Origin of the sequence: Brevundimonas sp., from assembly GCF_047617075.1 — a bacterium.
Classification (GTDB): Bacteria; Pseudomonadota; Alphaproteobacteria; order Caulobacterales; family Caulobacteraceae; genus Brevundimonas.
This window is the reverse complement of sequence record NZ_JBLGCI010000008.1, coordinates 117,632-143,069: the sequence shown is the minus strand read 5'-3', so window position 1 is coordinate 143,069 and position 25,438 is coordinate 117,632. Positions and strand designations below refer to the sequence as shown.

General features: G+C 68.7%; 24 protein-coding genes and 2 tRNA genes. 12 read left to right on the top strand and 14 right to left on the bottom strand.

The genetic code is table 11. From position 1 onward, the window contains the following. From tsf to ACI8U3_RS10570, 4 genes are all read right to left on the bottom strand, one after another. A partial coding sequence (gene tsf / locus ACI8U3_RS10585) for a translation elongation factor Ts (RefSeq protein WP_415014833.1) occupies window positions 1-303 on the bottom strand: 303 nt, incomplete at its 3' end. A 90-nt stretch (window positions 304-393) separates the two neighbouring features. Next, a complete protein-coding gene (gene rpsB / locus ACI8U3_RS10580; protein WP_415014832.1) occupies window positions 394-1,338 on the bottom strand; it encodes a 30S ribosomal protein S2 in 945 nt (314 codons plus the stop codon). A gap of 230 nt (window positions 1,339-1,568) precedes the next feature. Next, window positions 1,569-2,822 (bottom strand): TadE/TadG family type IV pilus assembly protein, encoded by a 1,254-nt coding sequence (locus ACI8U3_RS10575; protein ID WP_415014831.1) that lies wholly within the window; start codon window positions 2,820-2,822, stop codon window positions 1,569-1,571. Continuing rightward, on the bottom strand, window positions 2,819-3,274 hold the full coding sequence (locus tag ACI8U3_RS10570; RefSeq protein ID WP_415014830.1) for a response regulator: 456 nt from the start codon (window positions 3,272-3,274) through the stop codon (window positions 2,819-2,821). Before ACI8U3_RS10570 ends, ACI8U3_RS10575 begins: the two co-directional genes overlap by 4 nt. A 111-nt stretch (window positions 3,275-3,385) precedes the next feature. Between ACI8U3_RS10570 and ACI8U3_RS10565 the strand changes: the two genes are divergently transcribed. Together ACI8U3_RS10565 and ACI8U3_RS10560 are read left to right on the top strand one after the other, a co-directional pair. Beyond that, entirely contained in the window at window positions 3,386-6,736 is a 3,351-nt protein-coding gene (locus tag ACI8U3_RS10565) for an EAL domain-containing protein (RefSeq protein WP_415014829.1), read from the top strand. 67 nt (window positions 6,737-6,803) lie between these two features. Beyond that, entirely contained in the window at window positions 6,804-7,229 is a 426-nt protein-coding gene (locus ACI8U3_RS10560) for a response regulator (RefSeq protein ID WP_415014828.1), read from the top strand. 9 nt (window positions 7,230-7,238) lie between these two features. Here ACI8U3_RS10560 and ACI8U3_RS10555 read toward each other — a convergent pair whose 3' ends face one another. The 3 genes from ACI8U3_RS10555 to ACI8U3_RS10545 form a co-directional block, all read right to left on the bottom strand. Then, window positions 7,239-7,757 carry a nuclear transport factor 2 family protein gene (locus ACI8U3_RS10555; protein ID WP_415014827.1) on the bottom strand — a complete coding sequence of 173 codons (519 nt, stop codon included), beginning with the start codon at window positions 7,755-7,757 and terminating at the stop codon, window positions 7,239-7,241. A 35-nt stretch (window positions 7,758-7,792) separates the two neighbouring features. Next, window positions 7,793-8,404, bottom strand: a complete 612-nt coding sequence (locus ACI8U3_RS10550; protein WP_415014826.1) for a flavodoxin family protein — start codon at window positions 8,402-8,404, stop codon at window positions 7,793-7,795. Between the two features lie 226 nt (window positions 8,405-8,630). Next, window positions 8,631-9,824: a serine hydrolase domain-containing protein gene (locus ACI8U3_RS10545; RefSeq protein WP_415014825.1), complete on the bottom strand. Its 1,194-nt coding sequence runs from the start codon at window positions 9,822-9,824 to the stop codon at window positions 8,631-8,633. Between the two features lie 237 nt (window positions 9,825-10,061). Here ACI8U3_RS10545 and ACI8U3_RS10540 point away from each other — a divergent pair, with 237 nt between their 5' ends. The 3 genes from ACI8U3_RS10540 to ACI8U3_RS10530 are packed head-to-tail and all read left to right on the top strand — an operon-like array spanning window position 10,062 to window position 15,503. Then, window positions 10,062-10,730 carry an ImuA family protein gene (locus tag ACI8U3_RS10540; protein ID WP_415014824.1) on the top strand — a complete coding sequence of 223 codons (669 nt, stop codon included), beginning with the start codon at window positions 10,062-10,064 and terminating at the stop codon, window positions 10,728-10,730. Then, on the top strand, window positions 10,627-12,174 hold the full coding sequence (locus ACI8U3_RS10535) for a Y-family DNA polymerase (RefSeq protein WP_415014823.1): 1,548 nt from the start codon (window positions 10,627-10,629) through the stop codon (window positions 12,172-12,174). Before ACI8U3_RS10540 ends, ACI8U3_RS10535 begins: the two co-directional genes overlap by 104 nt. After that, window positions 12,171-15,503 (top strand): error-prone DNA polymerase, encoded by a 3,333-nt coding sequence (locus ACI8U3_RS10530; RefSeq protein ID WP_415014822.1) that lies wholly within the window; start codon window positions 12,171-12,173, stop codon window positions 15,501-15,503. The genes ACI8U3_RS10535 and ACI8U3_RS10530 overlap by 4 nt, the downstream gene beginning before the upstream one ends. Before the next feature lie 10 nt (window positions 15,504-15,513). On the opposite strand, the gene ACI8U3_RS10525 is transcribed toward ACI8U3_RS10530, so the two are convergent. Continuing rightward, window positions 15,514-15,587, bottom strand: a tRNA-Gln gene (locus ACI8U3_RS10525). 157 nt (window positions 15,588-15,744) lie between these two features. Here ACI8U3_RS10525 and ACI8U3_RS10520 point away from each other — a divergent pair. After that, a tRNA-Pro gene (locus ACI8U3_RS10520) sits at window positions 15,745-15,821 on the top strand. Window positions 15,822-15,880: 59 nt separating this feature from the next. Here the strand turns inward: ACI8U3_RS10520 and ilvC are convergent. Beyond that, window positions 15,881-16,897 (bottom strand): ketol-acid reductoisomerase, encoded by a 1,017-nt coding sequence (gene ilvC, locus ACI8U3_RS10515; RefSeq protein ID WP_415014821.1) that lies wholly within the window; start codon window positions 16,895-16,897, stop codon window positions 15,881-15,883. Here ilvC and ACI8U3_RS10510 point away from each other — a divergent pair. After that, the gene (locus tag ACI8U3_RS10510; RefSeq protein WP_415014820.1) at window positions 16,896-17,438 is read left to right on the top strand and encodes a DUF924 family protein; all 543 of its coding nucleotides are present in this window, start codon (window positions 16,896-16,898) and stop codon (window positions 17,436-17,438) included. The two genes, ilvC and ACI8U3_RS10510, sit on opposite strands and share 2 nt — an antisense overlap. 410 nt (window positions 17,439-17,848) lie before the next feature. Beyond that, window positions 17,849-18,820, top strand: coding sequence for a CsgG/HfaB family protein (locus ACI8U3_RS10505; protein ID WP_415014819.1), 972 nt, complete (start codon window positions 17,849-17,851; stop codon window positions 18,818-18,820). A gap of 41 nt (window positions 18,821-18,861) precedes the next feature. On the opposite strand, the gene ACI8U3_RS10500 is transcribed toward ACI8U3_RS10505, so the two are convergent. Then, window positions 18,862-19,218 (bottom strand): hypothetical protein, encoded by a 357-nt coding sequence (locus ACI8U3_RS10500; RefSeq protein ID WP_415014818.1) that lies wholly within the window; start codon window positions 19,216-19,218, stop codon window positions 18,862-18,864. An 86-nt stretch (window positions 19,219-19,304) separates the two neighbouring features. Between ACI8U3_RS10500 and ACI8U3_RS10495 the strand changes: the two genes are divergently transcribed. From ACI8U3_RS10495 to ACI8U3_RS10485, 3 genes are read left to right on the top strand one after another with little or no spacing between them, the layout of a single operon-like run. After that, window positions 19,305-20,168, top strand: a complete 864-nt coding sequence (locus ACI8U3_RS10495; protein ID WP_415014817.1) for a thymidylate synthase — start codon at window positions 19,305-19,307, stop codon at window positions 20,166-20,168. Further along, entirely contained in the window at window positions 20,165-20,467 is a 303-nt protein-coding gene (locus ACI8U3_RS10490; protein ID WP_415014816.1) for a phosphoribosyl-ATP pyrophosphohydrolase, read from the top strand. The genes ACI8U3_RS10495 and ACI8U3_RS10490 overlap by 4 nt, the downstream gene beginning before the upstream one ends. A gap of 1 nt (window position 20,468) precedes the next feature. After that, entirely contained in the window at window positions 20,469-20,981 is a 513-nt protein-coding gene (locus ACI8U3_RS10485) for a dihydrofolate reductase (protein ID WP_415014815.1), read from the top strand. On the opposite strand, the gene ACI8U3_RS10480 is transcribed toward ACI8U3_RS10485, so the two are convergent. Beyond that, a complete protein-coding gene (locus ACI8U3_RS10480) occupies window positions 20,978-21,301 on the bottom strand; it encodes a hypothetical protein (protein ID WP_415014814.1) in 324 nt (107 codons plus the stop codon). The two genes, ACI8U3_RS10485 and ACI8U3_RS10480, sit on opposite strands and share 4 nt — an antisense overlap. Before the next feature lie 183 nt (window positions 21,302-21,484). Continuing rightward, entirely contained in the window at window positions 21,485-22,582 is a 1,098-nt protein-coding gene (locus ACI8U3_RS10475; RefSeq protein WP_415014813.1) for an NADH:flavin oxidoreductase, read from the bottom strand. Between the two features lie 184 nt (window positions 22,583-22,766). Between ACI8U3_RS10475 and ACI8U3_RS10470 the strand changes: the two genes are divergently transcribed. Continuing rightward, on the top strand, window positions 22,767-23,279 hold the full coding sequence (locus ACI8U3_RS10470; protein WP_415014812.1) for a hypothetical protein: 513 nt from the start codon (window positions 22,767-22,769) through the stop codon (window positions 23,277-23,279). Between the two features lie 8 nt (window positions 23,280-23,287). Here ACI8U3_RS10470 and ACI8U3_RS10465 read toward each other — a convergent pair whose 3' ends face one another. Next, window positions 23,288-24,310, bottom strand: coding sequence for a hypothetical protein (locus ACI8U3_RS10465; RefSeq protein ID WP_415014811.1), 1,023 nt, complete (start codon window positions 24,308-24,310; stop codon window positions 23,288-23,290). Between the two features lie 41 nt (window positions 24,311-24,351). Further along, the gene (locus ACI8U3_RS10460; protein ID WP_415014810.1) at window positions 24,352-25,428 is read right to left on the bottom strand and encodes an Mrp/NBP35 family ATP-binding protein; all 1,077 of its coding nucleotides are present in this window, start codon (window positions 25,426-25,428) and stop codon (window positions 24,352-24,354) included. Window positions 25,429-25,438 lie beyond the last annotated feature (10 nt).

The following is a 25,438-nucleotide window of genomic DNA, read 5'->3' as shown; positions in this document are numbered from 1 at the left end:
GGCGAACGACTTGGCGGCGTTCTGGAACAGCTCGTTGCGGGCCACGAAGTCGGTCTCGGCGTTGAACTCGATGACCGCGGCGGTCTCGCCCTTGCCGTCTTCACGGCTGGCGACGGCCACCAGGCCCTCGGCGGCGACGCGGTCGGACTTCTTGGCGGCCTTGGACAGGCCCTTGGTGCGCAGCCAGTCCATGGCGGCTTCCACGTCGCCGTTGTTCTCAACCAGCGCCTTCTTGCAATCCATCATGCCCGCGCCGGACTTTTCGCGAAGCTCCTTCACGAGGGCGGCAGTGATCTCGGCCATGGTCTCTCTCCTGAAATTCGTATGCGGGAACGGCCGGGCTGACTTAGCCCGGCCGCATAACAGTTTCGCCGTCGGTAAGCCTTATGAGGCTCAGACCGAGGCCTTCTCGGTCTCGACGGCGTCGTTGGCGTCCGAAGTCGCTTCCTTGGCGGCCTCGTCGGCCACGGCCGGAGCCTCTTCAGCCTTGGGCTCTTCCGCCTTGGGCTCTTCAGCCTTGGCTTCCATCTCGGCGGCGACGCCTTCGGTTCCGGCCGGGGCGGCCTCTTCCTTGGCGGCGGGCGCCTTCTTGGCCAGGGCCGGCTCAACCGGGTTCTCGGAAGCGCCCAGATCCACGCCCGAGGCGGCGGCGCCGGTGGCCAGGCCGTCCAGCACCGCGTCCGCGATCAGGTCGCAGTAGGTCTGGATGGCGCGGGCGGCGTCGTCATTGCCCGGGATCGGATAGGTGATGCCGTCGGGATCGCAGTTGGTGTCCAGGATCGCGATGATCGGGATGTTCAGCTTGCGGGCTTCCAGGATCGCGATCGCTTCCTTGTTGGTGTCGATCACGAACATGATGTCCGGCACGCCGCCCATGTCCTTGATGCCGCCCAGGCTCAGTTCAAGCTTGTCGCGCTCGCGCTGCAGGGTCAGCAGTTCCTTCTTGTTACGGCCTTCGCCGCCGCCTTCCAGAATGCCGTCCAGCTCGCGCAGGCGGGCGATGGAGCCCGACACGGTGCGCCAGTTGGTCAGGGTGCCGCCCAGCCAGCGGTTGTTCATGTAGTATTGCGCGCAGCGCTTGGCGGCCTGCGCCACCGGATCCGACGCCTGACGCTTGGTGCCCACGAACAGCACGCGGCCGCCCTTGGCCGCCACGTCGCGCACGGCGACCAGCGCCTGGTGCATCAGCGGCATGGACTGCGACAGGTCGATGATGTGGATGTTGGAGCGCGAACCGAAGATGTAGCGCTCCATCTTCGGGTTCCACCGGTGCGTCTGGTGGCCGAAGTGCGCGCCGGCTTCAAGCAGGGTGCGCATGGAGAATTCAGGCAGAGCCATGATCGTTTTGTCCTTTTTCCGATCGAACCTAGCGTGGGCGGTTAAAGACCAAGTGGTCCTCGGAACGGAGCAAACCGGGATGTCTCCCCGGAACGCGCCACGCCCACGTGCGAAGTGCGGGGGCATTTAGGGCGGAGACGCGGGAAAAGCAAGGGCGCCTGCAGGCAGCCTCGGTCGGACATGCCGCCGCGATTCCGCAGGGACGACATCCCCGTCAGGATTGTCGGACGTCACCGGACAAGCCGCGAATCGCCTGCGCGCGGACCGACGCCCTCGGGGACCGGCACGTCGCTCAACTCGTAGTTGGCGTTGATAAACAGCGAGGGCGCGCCCTTGAGCTGAACTTCCTTGGCCACGATCACGGTCCAGGCGCTGTCCCGCGCGACGTCGGCGCTGCCCTCCACGATCAGGCGGGCGGACGGCACATAGATCACGCCCAGCAAACTCTCCACATGGTCCGCTGACACCACAAAGTCCTGCCGGTTGTCCCGCATGGCGCCCAGCACCATCCCCGCGAACGGACCCGTCTTGCGACCGTCCAGGGTCACCCGCGCCCCGGCCTTGAACGCGAATCGCGACGCGCTGTCAAAGAAAGCGACCACGTCTCGCCCCTCCAGCCGTGCGTCCTCGTCGATCACGAGGTCCCCTTGCAGGAAGAAATGGTCGCCCGGCTCCAGAACGATGCGCGCCGTGCCCTTGGCCTCGATACCGCCGCAGTGGCGCCCTGGGGCTATGTAGTGGGTTCCGGACTCCACCCGTATCCGCCGCGTCAGCTCCTGCACGCCGCACACCAGACCCAAACCGTCCCGGTACTCCAGATCCAGATTGACGAAGGGATCATCCACCGGCGCCGCGTCGGTGCCGGCCTCCGGCGTCATCAGGCCCCTCGCCGTGGTGACCGCGTGGATGGCGGCGGCGGTCAGCACCGCGCTGCCCTCCACCTCGATATCTCGGTTTGAATGGACAAGGCAGGCCGGGGCGTTCAGGCGGCTGCGGTCCTTCACATAGAGCATCTGATTGCCCGACGCGCCGGTCACCAGGACACACAGGGGCACCATGCCCATGGAGGTGCCGGTCGCCTCCGCGTGCAGGTTCCAGCCCCCGGGCGGCAACAGATTGGCGAAGAAAGAAGGCCGGTTGGCGTCCAGGGTGACCCGAATGGCTCTTTGACCCTGCAGATCGACGATATTGTAGCCGCCCTCCACCGTGGGCGCCTCCCGCCACTCGGAAAGGTGAGAGGCGACGAAGGACCGGGCGCGCTCCGTGGCGTTGGAGCCGTCCGTGGCCAGGCCCAGATCAGCGGCTGCAGCCAGCGCAGCAGCGTCCGCAATATCCTGCAGACGAACCTGGGTCGCCTGAACATGAGTCAGGTCTATAGCGCCGGCGACGAGCAGACCGACGGCCGGCAGACCCAAGGCGAACTTGATCGCGATGGTCCCGGCCTCATCTCGCCAGGCTCGCCACAGGACGGACGGGCGTTTCATCCCGCGGCCCGGGAGCGGGACAGGGCGCCGTAAGCCATCAGATCACGCCGCATGCGCCCGGCGCGCAGCGCGAAGGCGATCTGATAGCTGAGAAGCCGCCAGTTCAGCGGCTTGGTGACGAATCCGTCGGCGCCGGCCCGGAAGGCCCAATCTATGGACGCCACATCCTCGCGGCTGGTCTGAACGATCACAGGCGTATGCTGGGTGCAGAGGTTGTCCCTCAGCTTCTTGATCAGGCCGAAACCGTCCAGTCCCGGCATCTCAATGTCCGTGAGAATCAGATCGTAGCGGCCGCCCTCGGCCATCCGATAGCCCTCGGCGCCGTCGCAAGCGACCTCGATGGTCGCCGTGTCTGTAGCCAGATGCACGGCGGCGAACTCGCGCAGGATCGGGTCATCGTCCACGAACAGGATCGTGGCCGCACCCAGATCCACATATTCAAAACCCGACATCAGTACTCAGGCCGGTTCCGGCCTCCCTCTTCCGCAAGATACAGATTAATCGCGGAGTCATTAACCGGCGGTATCGTCAGACACTTGATAAGCTTGACCATAAAGGCCGCCGTGAAATCTCGAAAAACCATCGGTCGTCGTCTTGTCATGCTCGTGCTTTCGGCGCTGGCGGCCTCGTTCTTGACCACGGCGGTCCTGTCCGCCGTGATCGAGGCGCGACGACAGGTGGATCTGGAGGCCCAGCGCCTGACACAGGCCGCCCGGGTGATCGGCTCACTTTCCGCTGACGCCGTGAGAGCCGGGGACCGCAGCGGCGCCTTCGAGGGCGTGCGCTCGATCCGCCAGATGCCCGACGTGACCTATGCCCGCATCGAAACCCTGGACGGGGCGGTGCTGGCCGAGACGGGCAGCGGGCTCCGGTTGGCAGGCGACGCACAGGTGCAGGCGGGCGAACGGCCGTCCTTGTGGGCGATCCTGACCACCGACAGCCTGCAAGCACGGGCTCCTGTCGTCAGTCAGGGCGAAACCGTGGGCGAGATCGTGCTGTTCAGCCGCGCACCCGGTGTTCGCGAACGTATCCTGTTCGCCCTCTGGATCAGCCTGGCGGGCGCCGGCGTGGCCTTGCTGGCCGGGCTGGCGGTGGCCCTGCGGCTGGGACGGCGTATCAGCGGCCCTATCAGCGCGCTGGCCGCGCATATGGGCCGGGTGCAGGCCACCCATGACTATTCGCGTCCCGCCGACGTCAGGGCTGACGGCGAGATCGGCGATCTGGTGCAGGGCTTCAACGCCATGCTGACGGGAATCCGCGAGCGTGACGCCCGCATCGCCCGCCAGGTCGAGACGCTGGAAGACGAAGTCGCCGAGCGCACCGCAGACCTGGCTCAGGCCAAGGAGGCGGCCGAAAGCGCAAACGCAGCCAAGTCGGACTTCCTGGCCGTCATGAGCCATGAAATCCGCACGCCTCTGAACGGCATCCTGGCGCTCAGCGACATGCTGACCCGCGCTGATCTGCCCGCCCGCCAACGACGCCACGCCGACGTGATCGCCAAGTCGGGCCGATCCCTGCTGGGCGTGATCAACGACATCCTCGACTTTTCCAAGGTCGAGGCGGGCAAGATGGATCTGGAGGTCGTGCCGGTGGATCTGGCCGAAGTGGCCGAGGACGTGGCCAGCCTGTTCATGGAACGGGCCCGCGCCAAGGGGCTGGATCTGGCCGCCTATGTGGATCCGCACCTGCCGCCGGTGTCGGCGGACCCGGTGCGCCTGCGCCAGGTGATCAGCAATCTGGTCAACAACGCCATCAAGTTCACTGAGACGGGCGGCGTTCTGATCCGCGTGGAGGCCGACCCCGCGCAATCGGGACGCGTCCTGATCGCCGTGGAGGACACCGGGCCGGGCATTCCGGCCGACCGCCTGCCCACCCTGTTCGAAGCCTTCACCCAGGCCGACCAGTCCACTACGCGACGCTATGGGGGCACCGGGCTGGGACTGGCCATCTGCGACCGGCTGGTGCGAGCCATGCAAGGCGAGTGGCGGCTGGACAGCGAGGTGGGACGCGGCTCCTGCTTCGCCTTCTCCGCGCCCTTGCCGGCGGTCGAAATGAACCTTGCGCTCCCTGCCGACCTGTCCGGCCTCAACGTCGCGGTCGGAGACGTCGGGCCCATGTCGGGCCGTGCCCTGTCCCTTTATCTGGACTCGCTTGGCGTGGGACGACGCCAGGCGGACGCCTTCCATCTGGTTTTCGGACCGGTGCGGCCGCCTTCGGCCCCCGAAGCGGTCCTCATCGCCCTGGACGAAGCGCAGCAGGACACCGCCGACGCGGCCCTGCCGCAACCCCTGCGCCGGGCCGACCTGATCACCGTGCTGATCCAGGTCAGCGAAGGCCGGGCGCCCCGCCTGGACGGTCGAGAGGCGCAAGCAGTCGATGACCTGCCCCGTTTCCCGGGTGTGCGGGTGCTGGTGGTGGACGACTCCGACGTCAATCGCGAGGTGGCCGCTGAAACCCTGGGCCAGCTGGGCGTCGTCGTCAGCGTGGCGGACGGTGGCCAGGACGCCATCAACCGGCTGCGCGCGCAGACGTTCGATCTGGTTTTCATGGACGGCTCCATGCCGGGCATGGACGGCTTCGAGGCGACAGCGCGCATCCGGGCCGAGGAAGAGAAAAGCGGACGGGGCCGCGTGCCCGTCCTGGCCCTGACCGCCCACGTGATCGGCGCCGGCGCGGACGCCTGGCGGCGGGCCGGGATGGACGGCGTGGTCCACAAGCCTTTCACCGTCCGCGACCTGGCCGCTGCCCTGCTTCGGATCTGTCCAGACAAGGCGGTGGCCGGTCCGGCGCCGTCCGAGAACGCGGCCCCGGCGGACAGCGACAGCGAGCTTTTCGACCCGCAGGTGCGCGGCGAACTGGAATCGATCGCCGCTCGTAAACCCGAGTTTCTGGACCGGGTTCAGGGTCTGTATCGCGCCAATGCGCCCCTGCGCGCCGCTGACATCGACGCGGGCCTCAAGGGCGGCGACATGGAGGCGACTGCGAGGGCGGCCCACGCACTGAAGTCCATGAGCCTCAGCATCGGCGCGCGCGCCGTCGCAAAGGCGGCCTCGGTCGTGGAAGCCGCCGCCCGGGCGGGCCATCCCGATGTGCGGGCGGACGCGGCCGCGCTGCATCAGGCCCTTTCCCGGACATCGGCGGCGCTGTTCGGTGACGCGCCCGCCCGCGACCCCTTCGAGGTGGAGTTCGAGCGGGCCATGGCGCAAGGCGACCTGCGCCTGGTTTACCAACCCATCGTCGACCGGACGGGTTCGTCCTGCGACAAGGTCGAGGCGCTGCTGCGGTGGTCGCATCCCGAGCGCGGGGTCCTGTCGCCGGACGCCTTCCTGTCCGATGTGGCGCGCGCAGGCCTGGGCCCGCGCCTGACCGACTTCGTGCTGCGCCTGGCGATGACCGACATGGCGGCGCCCATGAGCCTGAACGTCGCCGTCAACGTCTTCCCCGAGGAATTCCAGGCGCCGGGATTCGCGGCCCGGGTTCGGGCCTCCCTGACCGCAGCCGGCTTCGCGCCCGAACGGCTGGAGATAGAGGTCACCGAAACGGCCATGCTGGACCTTGAACGGTCGGCGGCCGCCATCTCGGAGCTGAAGGCGCTAGGCGTAAAGGTCGCTCTGGATGATTTCGGCACCGGCTTCACCAGTTTCCAGGCGCTCCAGGACCTGCCTTTCGATACGCTGAAGATCGATCGCTGCTTCGTTCAGGATTGCCTGACCAGCACAGCCTCCGCCGCCATCATCCACGCGGTCATCGGCGTCGGCCGGGCGCTGGGCGTCCGCATCATCTGCGAGGGCGTGGAGACAGCCGAACAGGCCGCGTTCCTGAAGACAGCGGGGGCCCACTGCCTGCAGGGCTATCACTTTCACCGGCCCATGGAGCGCGACGCGCTTACAGGCCTGGCGATGCTGGCGGCGTGAGCCGTTAAGCCTGTGCGTTAGGGCCTTGGCGCCCTTTTCGTGAGATCATGGGCGTGGAGAAACCGTCATGGCCGCCATCCTCATCGTCGACGACGACCCCGCGATCCGGGCCATCGCCACTGAATTCCTTCGGGACGGCGATCACGCCATCGTCGAGGCGCGCGACGGACACGAAGCCCTGCGCATCCTGAATGCGGCGCCCATCGATCTGATGGTGCTGGACATGCTGATGCCCGGCAAGGACGGGCTGGAAACCATCATGGAAAGCCGTCAGTTGCATCCCCGCGTGCGCATCCTGGCCATCTCCAGCGGCGGCAGCATGGACGCCAACTACCTGCTGGCCATCGCCAACACCCTGGGGGCGGACGCCGTTTTGTCCAAACCCCTGACCGCCGCCCGGTTCAGGCGCGCTGTGCAGGATTTGCTGAGGCCGAACATTCCATCCGGCGCCGGCGCCCCGGAGCGAAAGCCCGGCGGTTTCGCGACGCCCTGAACTTTTCTTCTACTCCGCCCCGCCCCGGATCACGTCCACCACCGCGTCCGCATCGTCATTGGGCACGGCGAAGCTCAGCACATATTGCTCCACCTTCCAGCCGTCGTCGGTCAGACGCAGCGCCCCCGAGCCGCGCAGCGTCCCATACGACGCGTGGTTCAGCACCTCGTCGAACCAGGCGATGCAGCGGCAGTCGATGTCCGCGATGGTCACCGTCCGCGCCGTCGGCGCATAGGTCCAGCCGTTCTCTTGCGAGAAGTGGGGCTCCGCATAGGCCCGGAACTCGGCCAGGCTCCAGCGCTCCTCCGCGTCCGTGCCGATGAACCGCGCGTCCGGCGTGAACAGGTCGAAATAGGCCGCCCCGTCCGCCTCGGACGCCGTCGCATGCAGCCGGTCCAGCACCGCCCCCACGGCGGCTTCCGCTCTTTCCGCTTCAAGCGTTCGCACCGCCGCCACCGCCTCCTCCGGCGTTTTGCCCCACGCGGGCGCGGCGATCAGAAGGGCGACGGCGATGATCAGACTGCGCATGGAACGGCTCCCAGATTTCGCCGCCCAGTGTGCCCCTATTCCCCGCTTTCAGGAACCGGATAGGTCTCGGGCTTCAGCACCCTGGCCAGCCCGGCCAGATTGCGGGCCGCATTCCGCGCCACCCGGTCGGCGTAGTCGTGGCCCTCGTCCGTCTCCGTATAGTCCGGCCCCGGTCCCGGCCCCAGATGCCAGTAGGCCCAGCTGTGCCCCGGAATGGTGAAGCCGATGTCGATCAGGGCCTGGCACGTGGTGCCCACGATGTGGTGCGCCCCGTCCTCATTGCCGGTGATGATCACCCCGCCCACCTTGCCGAAGGCGGCGGGCCGGCCCGTGTCGTCCGTCTCCGACAGCATGCCGTCCATGCGCTCCAGCGCCCGCTGGCAAACGCTGGACGCCTGCCCCATCCAGGTGGGCGTGGCCATGACCACGATGTCGGCGGACATGATCTTGTCGTGCACGCCTGGCCAGTCGTCGCCCTCGCCCTCGTCCGTGGTCACCCCCGGCTTGATGTTCAGGTCCACCAGCCGGACCATCTCCACCGAACACCCCTCGGTCTTCAGCTGCCCTTCCAGAGCCTTCGCGAACGCCTCCGTGCTGGACGATTTCGGCGAGGGCTTGAGGGTGCAGTTCAGGATCAGGGCGCGCATGGGATCTCCTTTCAGGGACCCCACATCAACCCCGCCCGCCGCCGACCGTTCCTCTCGATTTTCCGCTCATCCCCGCGAACGCGGGGACCCAGTGCTTTGGGTGTTGCAGCGGACAAGGACACACTCCACTCGCCAGTCCTGAGGCGCCGGCGTCAAGCTGGACAGGACTGGGTCCCCGCGTTCGCGGGGATGAGCGGTGTGTAGGAAAGGCGGCCGGCCCGTTCCCTCAACTGTCCGCGATCCGCTCCGGCAGCGGCGCCCCGATCACCTCGGCCACGGCCCACTGGGTCGCCAGAAACAGCGCATCCCTCTGGTGGTAGTAGTTCGACAGCGCCACCACCGTCACATCCTGCGCCGGGTGATAGGTCACCAGCGCCCGGAACCCGGCCCAGCTGCCGGTGTGATAGATCTGCCCGGCCAGGAACCCCGGCTCCATGCGCGATCCCAGGTCCGCCATGAACAGCCCATAGCCCCAGCCCCGCGGCGGCCGTCCCGGCGGGCCCTCGTCCCCCGGCGGATTGTGCGGGCTGGTCATCTGGCGATAGCTCTCCGCCGACAGCAGGCTCCCCCCGTGCAGCGCCCGGTTCCACGCCAGCAGATCATCCGCCGTCGAATACAGGCCGCCCGACGCATAGACGATGGAGGCATTGGACTCCGGCTGCGGCGTCCGCCCGCCCGCCAGCCACGCATAGCCCATGGCCGTCTCTACGGAGCCGTCGTCGAACCCGGTGTCCGCCATGCCCAGCGGGTCGAAGAACTCCGTGCGCAGCCAGTCGTGATACCCCCGTCCCGTCGCCGCCTCGATGATCGCGCCCGCCAGGTTGTAGCCCGCGTTGGAATAGCGGATGCGCGTCCCCGGCTCGAAGCTGAGGCCAAACTCCGCCGACGCCGCCGTCAGCTGTGCGGGGGTCTGATACGTCGTGCGCATCTCGCCCCAGCCCGGCCGCTGCATCAGGTCCGGAATGCCCGAGGTGTGGCTCAAAAGATGGTGGATGCGCACCGGCGCCCAGGCCTCCGGGCACGGCTGGATCCACCGGCACACCGGATCGTCCACGCTCAGCACCCCCTCGTCCTGCAGCCGCAGGATCGCCGCCGCCGTGAACTGTTTCGACACCGAGGCGATGCGGAATTTGGTGTCCAGCGCCATGGGCTGGTCCCGCTCATGGTTGGCGGTCCCGTACACCCGGCGGAACAGCACCTCGTCCCCCCGCGCGACCAGCACCGCCCCGCTGAACCCGCCGGTCACCGGCAGGGCGTCGATCTTCGCCGACAGCTGCGGCAGCTGATCCACCACCACCGGCTCGGCCCGCACAGGCGCCGCCGGAACCGCCGCCTCCGCCTCATCCACTTGCCCCTGCCGCTCACACGCCGAAAGGGACAAGGACAGCAGGAAAAGGCTGGAAAGCAGAACTCTGGTCACGCACGCATCCATACAGGGGGAAGTCGAAACCCTACTCTGCCTTCGAGGGCTGCGAGAGAGAAGCTAAAGTTCAGAACAGCGGGAGCTTGACTCTGACGGCTGAAGGAGGGGCATATAAGAACATATCAGGAACATTTAATGCCCCCGTCGCCGCTTCACCATCTTCGCCGCCAGCTCGCGACCCTGGAGCCCAGGTCGTGCGCGCCCCTGCGGCCCTTTCGGCTGGGGATGGAGACTGTGGATGCGCGTCTTGGCTCTGTGCGGGTTGATGCAATTCACGAAATTCTACCCGAAGCGCCCCGTCAGGCGGTCGGCGCTCACGGGTTCGCCCTGGGGCTGGCCTCCAGGGTTTCGGGCGCCACCGTATGGATCCTCCAGACATCGGGACGATCCGAAGTGGGGGAGCCCTTTGGCCCCGGGCTGTCGGCCTGGGGCCTGGACCCCGCCAAACTGGTCATGGTGCGGGTGCAGGGCGCCGCGTCCCTGCTGGCGGCGGGCGAGGAGGCGCTGCGCAGCGGGGCGGCGGGCGCGGTGATCATGAGCGGCTGGGGCGAGGCGAAGGTCCATGGTCTGACCGCCAGTCGAAGATTGATGATGGCGGCGCGCAGCGGCTCGACCCTGGGCCTGCTGGTGCGGGCCAACGCCGAGCCGGCGCCCAGCGCGGCGGAGACCCGCTGGTCCATCGCCTCGGCCCCGTCTGCGCCCCTGTCCGCCAATGCACCGGGGCGACCCGCTTTTCGCGCGCGGCTGCTCCGCAGCCGGTCCGGCGCGCCGCCGGGCGAATGGATCATGGAGTGGGATCGTGAGACGCGCCGCTTCACCGCGCCGTCGGCATCTGGCGGTGTGGTTTCCGTTCCTGCCGACCGACCGGCTGCGGCGGACGCAGGCCGATCCCGCGCCGCCTGAACACCCCGTCGTTCTGGTGGACAAGGACCGGGGCGCGCTGCGTCTGACGGCGGCGAACCCGGCCGCCCTGTCGCTGGGGCTGTCGCCCGGCATGACCCTGGCCGACGCCCGGGCGCGGGTTCCGGATGCGGAGGCCCTTCCCCACGACGGCGAGGCCGACGCCCGGCTGCTCCGCGCGGTGCTGGAGGATTTCGACCGTTTCACCCCCATGGCCGCTCTGGACGCGCCCCACGGCCTGATGCTGGACGTGACTGGCTGCGCCCACCTGTTCGGCGGTGAAGAGCGGATGATCGAGCGGGTCAGGGCCCGGGCCGAGCGCCTCGGACTGCAGGTCCGGCTGGCGCTCGCTCGAACGCCCCAGACCGCACGCGCCCTGGCCCGCTTCGGCCCCGGCGGCGTCGCGCCGGAGGGGCAGGACGTGACCCTTGCGCAGCGCCTGCCCGTGGCGGCCATGGAGCTGGCCCCGCGCGATCATCAGGCGATCAGGCGGGCGGGGCTCAAGACACTCGGCGATCTGGACGACCGCCCCCGCGCGCCGCTGGCCGCCCGGTTCGGCGCCGACTTCCCCGACCGGCTGGACCGGGTGATGGGGCGGGTGGATGTGCGCATCACGCCCCACCGGCCGCCGGCGCCGGTCACCGCCGACCGGGTGCTGGCCGAACCGATCACCGATCTGGACGCGGTCCACGCCGTCATCGCCGACCTGCTGAGGGACGCCGAACAGCAGCTCGAAACCCGGGGCCAAGGCGCGCGCCGGTTCGTTCTTAGCCTGTACCGCCTGGACGGCCACGTCCGCCGCATCGCCCTGCAGACCGCCCGTCCTGTGCGGGAGGCGGGCGCAGTCATGCGCCTGTTCCGCGAGCGGCTGACGGCGCTGGCCCGGCCGGTGGATCCCGGATTCGGCTTCGACCACCTGCGTCTGGGCGCCGAGCAGCTGCGCGCCGTCGCGGCCCGGCAGATCGCCTTCGACCAGCGCCCCCACGGCGGCGAGGCCCTGGACGCCCTGATCGACCAGTTGAGCGCCCGATTGGGGCCCGAGGCGGTGCTGCGCGTCACGCCCGTAGCCTCGCATCTGCCGGAGCGATCCAGCCGGCTGGCGTCCGCCCAAGCCGCGCCAAGCGGCGATGAGTGGCCCGCGCCCGACCCGGACTCACCGCCGCTGCGGCCGCTGCACCTGTTCGATCCACCCCAGCCGGTGGAGGCCGTGGCCCTGGCGCCCGACAGCCCCCCTGCCCGCTTTCAGTGGCGGCGCGCCGTCCACCGGGTCATCCGCGCCGAGGGCCCCGAGCGTATCGAGGCCGAATGGTGGCGCGCCCCCCGCCACCGGGTGCGGGACTACTACCGGGTGGAGGACGAGGAGGGCCGCCGCTTCTGGCTGTTCCGCGCCGGCGGCTATGGCGACGATCCGCCGCCGCGCTGGTACGTGCACGGGCTGTTCGCATGAGCACCCCCATCCCCACCTATGCCGAACTGGTCGCGGCCAGCAATTTCTCATTCCTGCGCGGCGCCTCCCACCCCAAGGATCTGGTGCTGACCGCCGTACTGCGCGGTCACACCGGCATGGGGCTGGCGGACCGCAACACCGTGGCGGGGGTGGTGCGGGCGTGGAGCGCGTTGAAACAGCTCAAGGAACACGGCGGAGCGCCCGAAAAGGTCCGCACCGGCGGCTCGCCCGGCGAGGTGATCTTCGTGGAGGATGCGACCGGCGGGCCCGATCTTGCGGCGGTCATCCGGGAACGGGCGCAGGGCTTTCGCCTGCTCACCGGCGCGCGGCTGGTGTTCGCCGACGGGACGCCCGACATCGTCGCCTATCCCGAGGACCGGGCCGGATGGGGACGGCTGACGCGGCTACTGACGCTGGGTTCGCGCCGGGCGAAAAAGGGCGACTGCCTGCTGCATCTGAACGACCTGCTGGCGGACCCGGACGGGCTGCTGCTCATCGCCGTTCCCGACAAGCAACTGGACGCCCTCCCCGACCTTCTGGCCCGCCTGAACGCGGCGCGACCCGGGGCGGTCTGGCTTGGGGCGGCCATGCACCGGCGGGGCGACGACCGGCGGCGGCTGGCGCGGCTGGTGGCGCTGGCCGAGGGCGCGAACACGCCCCTGCTGGCCATGAACGACGTGCTCTATCACGCGCCGGAGTCGCGCGATCTTCAGGACGTGCTGACCTGCATCCGCGAGGGCGTGACCATCGATCAGGCGGGGCGGCGGCTGCTGGCCAATGCCGAGCGCCATCTGAAGCCTCCCGAGGAAATGGCCCGCCTGTTCGCCGACGCGCCGGGCGCCTTGGCGGAGACCCAGACCCTGCTGGCCCGCTCCGCCTTCGATCTGGACCAGCTTCGCTACGAATATCCCGAAGAGCCCATCCCGCCGGGGAAGACGCCGCAGGGCTGGCTGGAAACCCTGGTGAACCGCCGCCTGCCGGTGCGCTATCCGGACGGCGCGCCGGACAAGGTCATGGCCCTGATCCACAAGGAACTGGCCTATATCGCCGCGCGCGATCTGGCGCCCTATTTCCTGACCATCCACGACATCGTACGGGTGGCCGAGGACAAGGGCATCCTGTGTCAGGGGCGCGGCTCGGCGGCCAATTCGGCGGTCTGCTATGTGCTGGGAATCACCAGCGTCGATCCGGTCCACCATGATCTGTTGTTCGAGCGCTTCATGTCTGCGGACCGCAACGAGCCGCCCGACATCGACGTGGATTTCGAGCACGAGCGGCGCGAGGAGATCATCCAGCACATCTATGAGACCTATGGCCGGGAGCGGGCGGGCATCGCCGCCACCGTCATCCGCTATCGCCCCCGCAGCGCCATCCGCGAGGTGGGCAAGGCGCTGGGCCTCACCGAGGACGTGACCGCGCGCCTGGCCTCCACCCAGTGGGGAAGCTGGGGGTCGTCCATTCCCGACGCCCGGATCGAACAGGCGGGCATGGACCCGGCCAATCCCATGATCCGGCGCGCCGTGGACATGGCCGGGCGCATCCTGGGCTTCCCGCGCCATCTCAGCCAGCACGTGGGCGGCTTCATCCTGACGCGCGGGCGGCTGGACGAGCTGGTCCCCATCGGCAATGCGGCCATGACGGGTCGCACCTTCATCGAATGGGACAAGGACGACATCGACGAGCTGGGCCTGATGAAGGTCGACGTGCTGGCGCTGGGCATGCTGACCTGCATCAGGAAGGCGCTGGACCTGATGAAGGTCCATGAGGGCGTGGACCACGACCTGGCCTCAGTCCCGGCCGAACAACCGGACGTATACGACATGCTGTGTCGGGGCGACTCCATCGGGGTGTTCCAGGTGGAGAGCCGGGCCCAGATCAACATGCTGCCGCGCCTGAGGCCGCGAGAATTTTATGATCTGGTGATCCAGGTGGCCATCGTGCGGCCGGGCCCCATTCAGGGGGACATGGTCCATCCCTATCTGCGCCGTCGCAAGGGTCAGGAGGACGTCGTCTACGCCAGCCCGGCGCCGCCCCATGACCCGGACGAGCTGAAGACCATCCTGCACCGGACCCTGGGCGTGCCCCTGTTTCAGGAGCAGGCCATGAAGGTGGCCATGGTCGCCGCCGAGTTCAGCGACCGCGAGGCCAACGGGCTGCGCAAGGCCATGGGCACCTTCCGGGGCGACGGCACCCTGCACACCTATGAGGACCGCATGGTCGGGCGGATGATCGCGCGCGGCTATGACCCCGAATTCGCCCGGCGCTGTTTCGAACAGATCAAGGGCTTCGGCTCATATGGATTCCCGGAAAGCCACGCGGCCAGCTTCGCCCGGCTGGTCTATGTGTCCAGCTACATCAAATGCCGGCACCCCGCCGCCTTCGCCGCCGCACTGCTGAACAGCCAGCCCATGGGCTTCTACGCCCCGGCCCAGATCGTGCGCGACGCCCGCGAACACGGGGTCGAGGTGCGGGTGATCGATGTGAACCATTCCCTCTGGGACAACACCCTTGAGGGCCCGGCCGGTGCCCTGGCCCTGCGGCTGGGCCTGCGCCAGATCGACGGGTTCCGGCAGGAGTGGGCAGAAGCCATGGCCGCCGCCCGCGCTCGCCCGTTCGACGGCGTCGAGGGCCTGATGCGCCGCGCCCGGCTGCCCGTGGCGGCGTTGCGCAAGCTGGCCGACGCCGACGCTTTCCGCTCAATCGGTCTGGACCGGCGCGAGGCCCTGTGGGCCGTGCGGCGCCTGCCCGACGACGACGCCCTGCCCCTGTTCGCCGCCGCCGGCGCGAGGGAGTTGGGCGAGGAGCCGGACGCCGCCCTGCCCGCCATGGCGCTCAGCGAACATGTGGCCGCCGACTACCAGACCACGCGCCTGTCGCTGAAGGCCCATCCCATGGGCATCCTGCGCCCGGTGTTCGCAGCCGAGGGGTTCCTTACCTGTGCGCAGGTGGAGGCGAAGCGATCCGGCTCGCGGGTGCGCACCGCCGGCATCGTGCTGGTGCGTCAAAGACCCGGGAACGGCAAGGCCATCTTCATCACCCTGGAGGACGAGACCGGCGTCACCAATCTGGTCCTGTGGGTGCGCACCTTCGAGACCTACCGCCGCGTGGTCATGGGCGCGCGCCTGCTGGGCGTGGAGGGCGTGGTGGAGAAGAGCGTTGAGGGCGTGGTCCACCTGATGGCCGATCGCCTCCACGACCGTTCGGCGGACCTCAACCGCCTGTCGCCGGACCACGAGCCGGTGCTGCAGCTGTCAGGCGCCGACGAGTTCATCCACCCCCAGCACCCCCGCGACCTGCGCATGCTGCCGGGTTCAAGGGATTTTCATTGAAGGAGAGGATTGGCTGGGGAACTAGGACTCGAACCTAGAATGACGGTACCAAAAACCGTAGTGTTACCATTACACCATTCCCCAGCAGGATCGGCGCAGCCCGGCGGCGAACGCCGGGGAGGCGGTCGAATACGCCAAGGCGTTTTCGGATGCAACACCGCTTTTTGCTGGTTTTTTGCGTTGGCGAAGAACTGCGCTTGCGGGCGTCGGGACGCGTGGTTATAAGCCGCGTCCTTGAAGTCGGAGTGTGGCTCAGTCTGGTAGAGCACCGCGTTCGGGACGCGGGGGTCGCAGGTTCGAATCCTGCCACTCCGACCACTATTCCCGCCCTATCGCTCGGCGCGCGGCGCCTCGCTGCTTGAGGGCAGGTATTCCCGCTATTCCTTCGCTTTGCCGGCCACCGCGTTCAGATGGGCGCCCACCGCCTCGATGGGGCGCCGGCCCAGCGCCTTGCGGCGGGCCAGAAGCTCGGGCGATCCGGCGTCGTGGTCGGCCATGAGGCGGCGGACGAAGGCGCCGTCCCGGACCTCGGCCAGCACCGCGTCCATGGCCTTGCGCGAGGCGTCGTTGATGACGCGCGGGCCGGTCAGATAGGCGCCGTATTCGGCGGTGTTGGAGATGCGGGCGAAAGCGCCGGCGATGCCGCGCTCGAACATCAGGTCGGTAACCAGCTTGACCTCGTAGAAGCACTCGAACCACGCCACCTCGGGCGGATAGCCGGCGTCCACCAGCTTCATGAAGGCCTGATCAATCAGTTCGCCCACGCCGCCGCACAGGACCACCTGTTCGCCGAACAGGTCGCTTTCGCACTCATCCTTCATGGTGGTCTCGAGGATGCCCTTGCGGCCGCAGCCCAGCGCCGCAGCATAGGACAGGCCCAGCCCCCTCGCCTGCCCGGTGGCGTCCTGATGCACGGCGAACAGGCAGAAGACGCCGTCGCCCTGTTCGTAGATCTCGCGGATGCGCGGCCCGATGCCCTTGGGCGAGGCCAGGATCACGTCCACGTCCGGCGGCGGCTGGATCAGACCGAATCGCACCGACAGGCCGTGGGCGAACACCAGAGCCGTTCCGGGCCGCACGTGGGGCGCCAGTTCGTCGGCCCACAGGTCCCGATGGGCCTCGTCCGAGACCATGATGGCCAGCACCTCGGCCCAGGTCGCAGCCTCGGACGCCGTGACCACCTGAAAGCCGTCAGCCTCGGCCTTGGCCCGGGTGGCGGAGCCGGGCTTGAGCGCCACGCGGATGTCGGCAACGCCGGAGTCGCGCAGGTTCAGGGCATGGGTGCGGCCCTGGCTGCCGTAGCCGATCACCGCAACCTTGCGGGCGCGGATAATGGACAGGTCGCAGTCGCGGTCATGGAAAACGGGCAGAGGCGTGCTTAGGTGTTCAGTCATGAGCACAGACATAACCCCTTCCGCCGTCGTCGCCTTCTGGAAAGAGGCCGGTCCCGAAAAGTGGTTCGCCAAGAACGACGCCTTCGACGCCGAATTCCGTCGCCGGTTCCATGACGCCCATGTGGCCGCCGCCCGGCGCGAACTGGACGACTGGATGGAGACGCCCGAGGGCGCCCTGGCCCTGTTGATCCTGCTGGACCAGTTCCCGCGGAACAGTTTCCGGGGCACGGGCCACGCCTTCGCCACCGATCCCTTGGCCCTGACGTTCGCCGAGCAGGCCGTTGAACGCGGGCATCACAAGGCGTTCGATTTCCCCCTTCGCAACTTCCTCCTGCTGCCGTTCCAGCACTCGGAGCGGCTGGAGGATCAGGACCGGTACATGAGCCTGACCGACGGGGACGCGGAGGCTGAGAAATGGGGCAAGGTTCACCGGGACATCATCGTGAAGTTCGGACGGTTTCCCCATCGAAATCCTGAACTTGGCCGCATTACCACACCTGGAGAGCAAGCCTTTCTGGATGAGGGTGGATTCGGCGGGTGAGCTAGCCTCAGCGCGCGAAAAACAGTCTAACCGGACTACAACTCTTCTCCGAGCGCCCTCCTTGTCATCCCGGCCGACGCGAAGCGGAGAGCCGGGACGGGACGTCCTCGACGACACCGCCCGGACAGCCGCGAGGCTGAGCCGGGCGACCGGGCGACGGGCCCTTTGGCCCGGATCGTCGCGGCGCGCCGTCCGGGCCCTCTCACGGGCTGTCCGACCCGTCCCGGATAGCGTCTGCGGCGCTTCCGGGATGACAAGGTGTGCCATGGGGCGGGTCCGGGAGATTGGACTCTGAACTGACCTGCCCTGTCACGCCATGAACTGACAAAGTCTGACAACCCCGTTCCCCGACTCCCGATTTTTGAATCGCTCAGCTAAGCTTTGCCGACTCAACCTTTGGGGGAAACATAATGAGCCGGACCACCATCAATTCAGCCCTTTGCGCCGTGGCGGCGGGCGCGATCGCCCTTTCGGCGGCCCTGCCCGCCGAGGCCCAGAACCGGCGTTCCGGGGCCCAGCGCACCCAGGACGACATGATGGCGTCCATTCCGCGCTGCGCCCGCAATCTGGGCACCGTCGCCATCGCCGACGGCCAGGCGGACGTGTTCCGCGAACTGCAGCTGTCGCCGCCGCAGAGCCTGCTTCGCGCCGTCATCCAGCGCTCGGGCTGCTTCACCCTGCTGGACCGGGGCGCAGGCATGAGTCTGGCCCAGCGCGAGCGCGAGCTGGCGGCGGGCGGCGACCTGCAGCGGGGCTCCAACGTGGGCGGCGGTCAGGTGCGCGCGGCGGATTATGTGCTGGTGGGCGAAGTGGCCAGCCAGAACTCCAACTCGGGCGGCAACGCCCTGGCGGGCATCGCGGGCGGACTGCTGGGCCGGCGCAACGCCACCCTGGGCGCCGTGGTCGGGGGCATCAGCACCCGGCGGTCGGAGGCCAACACCGTTCTGTCCCTGACCGACGTACGCACGTCCGAGACGGTGATGGTCACCGAGGGATACGCCTCGCGCAGCGACATCAGCTGGGGCGCCGGCGGCGCGGCGGCGGGCGGCTCCGGCTTCGGCGGCGCGGTCGGCGGCGGCTACGAGAACACCGAGATCGGCCGTATGGTGGCCCAGGCCTTCATCCAGGCCTATGCGGACATGGTGACCCAGATGGGCGGCATGAGCGCCGACGCCGCCGAGGCCGCGCCGATCCAGACCTTTGTGGTGCAGCAGGCGACCACCATGCGGTCGGCGCCCGAGACCGGCTCGGTGGTGCGGGCTCTGCCCGAGGGCCTGCGCGTCTATCCCACCGGCAATCGCGAGGGCATGTGGTGGGAGATCATGGACGACAACGACAACATCGGCTGGGTCCAGAACGACCGGCTGGCGCCGGGAACCTGATCGTCCGACGAATGCGAACCGAAGGCGGCCTCTGAAGCGATTCAGAGGCCGTTTTCGTTGGCGTAGCGGTCCACGGCGCGTCGGGCGGCGAACAGGCTCATGCCCGGATTGGCGGCGCGCACGGCGTCGGCGGCCTCGTTGCGGGCGCCCTGGCGAAGGTGGTGTTTGGCGGCGCCGGGCAGATCGGCCTCGTCCGCGTCGACGCCGCCGCGCTCATAGCGGCGGGCGCGGTCGACGGTGTTGTCGGCGCGGATGTTGCGGCGTCGGCGGTTGCCGATGCGCTGGGGATCCTTGCGGGTGTGGGACCGGCCCATGAGGTAGCCGATCAGGAACATGGCCGTCAGGGCGACGATCGACACCAGATTGATGTTCGCCGCCAGGGTTTCCAAAGCGTCCACAAGCGCCTCCGTCATAACTGTGGGCAAGGGTCAGGGCAGATAACACCCAGCTTCGCGAATCGGTCCCCAACCGGCAACCTGACCGCATGAACGCCCTAGCCGCCATCGCAGACCTTGAGGCCCGCACCGGCGCGACGCCGGCGCCCGCCGACCATCCCGAGTTCCAGTATCTTGGCCTGTTGCAGGACATTCTGCAAAACGGCGTCGAGCGCGGCGACCGCACCGGCACCGGGACGCTGGGCGTCTTCGGTCGTCAAATGCGGTTCGACCTGTCCAAGGGCTTTCCCCTTCTGACCACCAAGAAGCTGCACCTGCGTTCGATCATGGTGGAGCTTTTGTGGTTCCTGCGCGGCGAGACCAACATCGCTTGGCTGAAGGACAACGGGGTCAGCATCTGGGACGAATGGGCGGACGCTGAAGGAGAGCTGGGCCCGGTCTATGGCAAGCAATGGCGCTCGTGGTCCGCGCCGGACGGGCGGGTCATCGACCAGATCACCCGCGTGGTCGAGAGCCTGAAGACCAATCCCAACAGCCGGCGCCACATCGTCACCGCCTGGAACCCGGCGGACGTGGACGACATGGCCCTGCCGCCCTGTCACTGTCTGTTCCAGTTCTTCGTGGCCCACGGCAAGCTGAGCTGTCAGCTGTACCAGCGGTCGGCCGACGTGTTTCTGGGCGTGCCGTTCAACATCGCCTCCTACGCCCTGATGACCCTGATGATGGCGCAGGTGACGGGGCTGAAGCCCGGCGAGTTCGTGCACACCTTCGGCGACGCGCACCTGTATCTGAACCATCTGGATCAGGCGAAGCTGCAGCTGACCCGCGAGCCGCGCCCCCTGCCCACCATGACCATCGCGCCCCGGGACGACCTGTTCGCTTTCGGGCGGGAGGACTTCGTGCTTGAGGGCTATGACCCGTGGCCGCACATCAAGGCGGCGGTGGCGGTATGATCCTGTCCGAGCTGTCCGCCTCGGTCCTGCGCATCTCCGACATCTACGCCCGTGAACACGGCATCGAGCGGGACCGGGACTGGGCGCTGCTGAAGATGCAGGAGGAGTTGGGGGAGCTGACCGCCGAGCACCTGCGGCTGTCGTCGCGGGCGCGGGGCGTGGGCGACCCGGCGGCCCTGGCCGACGAGGCGGCGGACGTGCTGGGCATGCTGCTGATCTATTGCGACAAGGCGGGCATCGACATCGAGGACGCCATGCGGCGCAAGTGGCTGAAATGGCTGGAACAGGACGCGGCCTGAGATGATTCCCCTGTCCCTCGTGGTGGCGCGTGCGCGAAACGGCGTGATCGGGCGTGACGGCGACCTGCCGTGGCGGCTGCGGTCCGATCTGCAGCGCTTCAAGCAGATCACCCTGGGCAAGCCGTGCATCATGGGGCGCAAGACGTGGGACAGCCTGCCGCTGCGGCCCCTGCCCGGCCGGCTGAATCTGGTGCTGACGCGGGATTCTTCGTTCGAGGCCACGGGGGCGGTGGTGTGCGAGAGCTTTTTCGAGGCGATCGAGATCGCCGCCGAACAGGCCGAGGAGGAAGGCGCGCAGGAAATCTGCGTCATCGGCGGCGCGGCGCTGTTCGAGATGGCCCTGCCCCGGGCCAAGCGGCTGTACATCACCGAGGTGGACGCGGAGCCCGAGGGCGAGGTGCTGTTCCCCGCGTTTGACGAGGCCGCGTGGGTCGAGGCGGCGTCAGAGCGCCATGAGCCGGGCGAGAAGGACGATCACGCCTTCACCTTCCGGGTGCTGGAAAAACGGGCCTAGCGGCAGGGCGCCCAGCGGCGGCAAGGCTCGGACATCTCGCCCCGGCGCGCGATCAGGGCCGCCTTGAGCTGCGCCGCCATCAGACGCGCCAGAGAGCCGATGGCGAACATCATCAGGCCCATGAAGGCCAGCATGGCGCCGATGGCGACCCGCCCGCCCATGTCGTGACCGCCCACGCCGAACACGCCCAGCGCCACGGCCGCGCCCAGCAGGCCGATGGTGCCGAGCACCCCGACGATCCAGGTCGCACGCCACAGAAACAGAGCCAGCACGCCGACACGGGGCCGGTTCGCCAGGTTTTCGATCAATCTCGGGTCCATGTTCGCCCCTCCTGAATGCCAGCATCGCTCACGAACGAACAACGATCGATGAACGAAACCTGACGACGCCTGAATCCAGATAGGAAGCGGCGGAAGAAAGGCCAGAGGCTTACGGTCCGGTAATGTGCCGAAATGTCGGCCAACGGTTTCCTTCCGGCCCGGCTTTATCCCTGCCGACCAGCCCTAGGTCAGCGTCATCATGGCCGAGCGTTCGAAATCCTTCAGCTCGTCCAGCCGGCCCTCGCGGATCTTCTCGACCCAGTGCGGATCGGCCAGCAGGGCGCGACCGACGGCGACGAGGTCGAACTCGTCGGCCTCGAGCCGTTTGATCAGGCCGTCCAGCGAGGCGGGTTTTGAGCCGGCGCCGCCGAAGGCTGCGATGAACTCGCCGTCCAGACCGACCGAGCCGACGGTGATGGTCGGCAGGCCTGTGATCTTCTTCGTCCAGCCGGCGAAGTTGAGATCGGAGCCCTCGAACTCCGGCTCCCAGAAGCGACGCTGCGAGCAGTGGAAGACGTCGACGCCGGCCTCGATCAGGGGCGTCAGCCACTGTTCCAGCTCGGCCGGATCGTGGGCGTTCTTCGCCGTGAAGTCCTGTGACTTCCACTGCGACAGACGCAGGATCAGGGCCATGTCAGGGCCCACGCCCTCGCGCACGGCCCGGACCACCTCGGCCCCGAAGCGGGCGCGGTCGCCGATGGTCCCGCCGCCCCAGCGGTCGTCGCGGTCGTTGAGGGCGCTCCAGAAGAACTGGTCGATCAGATAGCCGTGGGCGCCGTGGATCTCGACAGCGTCGAAGCCGAGGTCGCGGGTGGCGCGGGCCGAGCGGCCGAAGGCCGCGATGGTGTCGGCGATGTCCTCATCGGTCATCGGCTCCAGCTTGCGTTTGCCGGGGCTGGTCATGCCCGAGGGGCTGTCGACCTGGCCGAGGGGGGTCCAGTCCTCGCCCTGGCCGCGGGCCGAGCCCACGTGCCACAGCTGGGGCGCGATCAGGCCGCCGGCGGCGTGGACGTCCTCGACCACCTTCTTCCATTCGGGCAGGGCTTCGCCGTGGAAGACGGGGACCTTGGGGTCGTTGCGCGCGGCGGAGCGCTCGACCACCGTGCCCTCGGTGATGATCAGCCCCACGCCGCCCTCGGCCCGGCGGCGGTAGTAGCCGGCCACGTCGCTGGTCGGAATCCCGCCCGGCGAGAAGGACCGCGTCATCGGCGCCATGACGATGCGGTTGGGCATCTTCAGGGACTTGACCTGGAAGGGGCGGAACAGGGCGTCGAAGGACATGGGCGGCTCGAGCTGAGTGACTGGAACCGTCAAGGTGGCGATTAGAGTTGCGTTTGGAAACCCTCGAGGGCGAGTTTCTCCACATTCCGGGCGGATCGAGCCCGGCGCCCGTTTCCCCGGGGCGGGGCTTCGTGCCACTGTCGAGGACGCCCGGGGGATGGGGCGGAACTCCGGGGGATCCGACATGGGCGTTTTCAGCTGGCTGACCGGCAGCCGGACGGCGCCGGCGGGTGTGGCGCGCGAGCCGGCGGCGGCCTTGCGCGAGCGGCTGCTGGGGCTGAACCGGGACACCTCGCCGATCGTGATCCGCGACGGCGAACGCGAGGGGGTCGACCTGGTCGCCGAATGGAAGATCGTCGACGCGGAATGGTACGAGGTTTTCGCCAAGGCCGGCCTTCAGCGCGTCTTCAAGGTGCTGATGACGTTCGACGAGGCGAACGGCGTCGTGCGCTCAGGGGATCAGGCATGGTCGGTGGAATGGCGGGCGGGGACGCCCGAACTGACCCTGGCAGGCTCGGCGTTCCGGGGCCAGTCGTGGGAGGTGAGCTTCGAGAGCGTCTACGCCTTCCGCGAGGACGGATCGTGGGGCGAGGTCTACAGCTATAAATTCAACACTGGAGAGCTCAAGGGGCCGCTGTGCAAGGCGGCGGCCGAGGCCGGCTGGGGCTGGAAGGGCGTGGCCTTCGGCAAGCTGTGAGTCCGGCGTCACGCGCGCGGAAGATCGGCCAGAAGGGCCTCGTCGTACATGCGGCTTTCGATGCGAGCCTCCAGCGCGACGAACTCGTCCCGCATCCACGAGGCGTCTTCGCTGAACATGCGGTGCGCGATCTCCGTGAGGCTGTCCTTGCCGAGGATGTCCTCGCCGGCCAGCGCGCGCCAGACATCGATCATCCGCTCCCGGCGGGGCGGCATGAAGCGAAGGGTGCTGGAGGACGGCGGGCTGCTGACATAGCAAAGGGCGATCTTGCGCAGGGTCGAGAAGTGCCGGTGTTCGAGCGTTTCGGGCGCCTCGGCGATGCGGGCCCGCAGCCAGTTGGTCAGGTCCGTGACGGTCATGCCCAGAAGGCCCATGCCCATGGCGGTGGCCTGGGCCTGATGCAGGCCGGACTCCAGCGACAGATCCCAGACCATGTCCTCGAACACGTCCCGGCCGGGCGGCCCCAGAAGGGCGGCGCCGAGGAGGATCCCGGCGAAACAGTCGGTGGAGGCGTGTTCGCGCGCGTCGGCGATCAGGCGGTGCATGAGGTCCACGTCGCCGATGCGGCCCACAAGGGCGGGCAGATATTCCTGAAACAGCGACTTGCCGAAACACTCGGCGGCGGCCTGCCGGATGTCGTCCTCGAGCCCGTCCAGAGGCAGGTGCAGCAGTCCGACGACGGCTGAGGTGGCCTCGTGCCACTCGCGCCCGACGGCGTAGCGGAACAGCATGTCGCGGGTCCGGGCCATGCCGGCCCAGCCGAACGCCCACAGTAGATCATGAGGTGCGTCGGGCTTCAGCGCGCCGTCCGCGACGAAGGCGGCGTGCAGCCGCTCCGCCAAGGGCAGATCGCCCAGACGGACGAGCGGATCGACGAGGTCGTAGCGGTCGTCCGGCGCGGCCATGAACACGGGCAGCAGGGCCTCGGCGTCCTCGGGCGTTCCCAGGACGGCGATGACGTCCAGCAGGGCGTCGCGCTCGGGATGGCGCAGACCGGGTTCGGCGACGAGGCGGCGGGTGGCGTTCAACATGGCGGGAAACTAGAGCGGCGACATGCCCGTGCAAGAGGCGGTCAGGTTTCGAGAGCCAGCGCCCCCGCGACGCGTTCGGCCACCTCGGCGAAGCGGCGCGCCGCCGGGCTTTCAGGAGCTCCGATCATCAGAGGCCGGCCGGCGTCGCCGGACTGACGCAGGGCCGCGTCCAGAGGAATGTCGCCCAGGAAGTCCACGCCCAAACGAGCGGCCTCGGCCTCGGCGCCGCCCTTGCCGAAGACGTCGCCGGACATGTTCTCGATCAGGCCCAGGGTGGGCACATTGACCCGGTCGAACAGGGTCTTGGCCCGGCGGGCGTCGGCAAGAGCCACTTCCTGCGGCGTGGAGACGATGACGGCGCCGTCCAGGGGGGTCTTCTGGATCAGGGTCAGCTGAACGTCGCCGGTGCCGGGGGGCAGATCGACCACCAGCACGTCCAGCGGCTGTTCCTCTGTGCCCCAGCGGGTCTGGGTCAGCATCTGGGTGATGGCCTGGCTGGCCATGGGGCCGCGCCAGATCATGGCGTCGTCCGCCGCCATCAGCAGGCCCACGGACATGGCCTTCAGGCCCCACGCCTCGTGCGGGACCATGGCGCCGTCCTCATAGGCGGGCTTGCCGGAGATCCCCAGCATGGTGGGAGCGGAAGGCCCATAGACGTCGGCGTCCAGCAGGCCCGTGCGCAGCCCGCGCGCGGCCAGGGCGCAGGCCAGGTTCACGGCCACGGTGGATTTGCCCACCCCGCCCTTGCCGCTGGCCACCGCCAGCACCCGGCGCACATGGGCGGGGCGCTCGGTGGGGACCGGCGCCTTGGCGCGTCCCTGATCGACGGCCTGGGGCGACAAGCTGGCCGTGCGGCGGCGCGGCGGAGTCGCAACGGCCTCGGCGGTCAGGACCACGGACACGCGGGCCATGCCGGGGATGGCTTTCAGCGCCGCCTCGGCCGCGTCGCGGATGGGGGCGTAGAGCGCCGTGTCGCCGGCCGGGACCTCCAGCGCGAAGCCGGCGCGGTCGTCGGCCACCAGCAGCCCCTGCACCAGCCCGGCGGTCATCAGCCCCTGCCCGCTTTTGGGGTCGATCACGGCGTCCAGGGCGGCGATGACGGCGGCGCGGTCGGGCAAGGAGTCTCTC

What these genes read in the sequence shown, in the direction of transcription:
- rpsB (WP_415014832.1), bottom strand. Translation starts at nt 1,338, where the DNA reads ATGGCTCTGCCTGAATTCTCCATGCGCACCCTGCTTGAAGCCGGCGCG.
- ACI8U3_RS10575 (WP_415014831.1), bottom strand. Translation starts at nt 2,822, where the DNA reads ATGAAACGCCCGTCCGTCCTGTGGCGAGCCTGGCGAGATGAGGCCGGG.
- ACI8U3_RS10570 (WP_415014830.1), bottom strand. Translation starts at nt 3,274, where the DNA reads ATGTCGGGTTTTGAATATGTGGATCTGGGTGCGGCCACGATCCTGTTC.
- ACI8U3_RS10560 (WP_415014828.1), top strand. Translation starts at nt 6,804, where the DNA reads ATGGCCGCCATCCTCATCGTCGACGACGACCCCGCGATCCGGGCCATC.
- ACI8U3_RS10555 (WP_415014827.1), bottom strand. Translation starts at nt 7,757, where the DNA reads ATGCGCAGTCTGATCATCGCCGTCGCCCTTCTGATCGCCGCGCCCGCG.
- ACI8U3_RS10550 (WP_415014826.1), bottom strand. Translation starts at nt 8,404, where the DNA reads ATGCGCGCCCTGATCCTGAACTGCACCCTCAAGCCCTCGCCGAAATCG.
- ACI8U3_RS10530 (WP_415014822.1), top strand. Translation starts at nt 12,171, where the DNA reads ATGAGCACCCCCATCCCCACCTATGCCGAACTGGTCGCGGCCAGCAAT.
- ACI8U3_RS10510 (WP_415014820.1), top strand. Translation starts at nt 16,896, where the DNA reads ATGAGCACAGACATAACCCCTTCCGCCGTCGTCGCCTTCTGGAAAGAG.
- ilvC (WP_415014821.1), bottom strand. Translation starts at nt 16,897, where the DNA reads ATGACTGAACACCTAAGCACGCCTCTGCCCGTTTTCCATGACCGCGAC.
- ACI8U3_RS10505 (WP_415014819.1), top strand. Translation starts at nt 17,849, where the DNA reads ATGAGCCGGACCACCATCAATTCAGCCCTTTGCGCCGTGGCGGCGGGC.
- ACI8U3_RS10495 (WP_415014817.1), top strand. Translation starts at nt 19,305, where the DNA reads ATGAACGCCCTAGCCGCCATCGCAGACCTTGAGGCCCGCACCGGCGCG.
- ACI8U3_RS10490 (WP_415014816.1), top strand. Translation starts at nt 20,165, where the DNA reads ATGATCCTGTCCGAGCTGTCCGCCTCGGTCCTGCGCATCTCCGACATC.
- ACI8U3_RS10485 (WP_415014815.1), top strand. Translation starts at nt 20,469, where the DNA reads ATGATTCCCCTGTCCCTCGTGGTGGCGCGTGCGCGAAACGGCGTGATC.
- ACI8U3_RS10480 (WP_415014814.1), bottom strand. Translation starts at nt 21,301, where the DNA reads ATGGACCCGAGATTGATCGAAAACCTGGCGAACCGGCCCCGTGTCGGC.
- ACI8U3_RS10475 (WP_415014813.1), bottom strand. Translation starts at nt 22,582, where the DNA reads ATGTCCTTCGACGCCCTGTTCCGCCCCTTCCAGGTCAAGTCCCTGAAG.
- ACI8U3_RS10470 (WP_415014812.1), top strand. Translation starts at nt 22,767, where the DNA reads ATGGGCGTTTTCAGCTGGCTGACCGGCAGCCGGACGGCGCCGGCGGGT.
- ACI8U3_RS10465 (WP_415014811.1), bottom strand. Translation starts at nt 24,310, where the DNA reads ATGTTGAACGCCACCCGCCGCCTCGTCGCCGAACCCGGTCTGCGCCAT.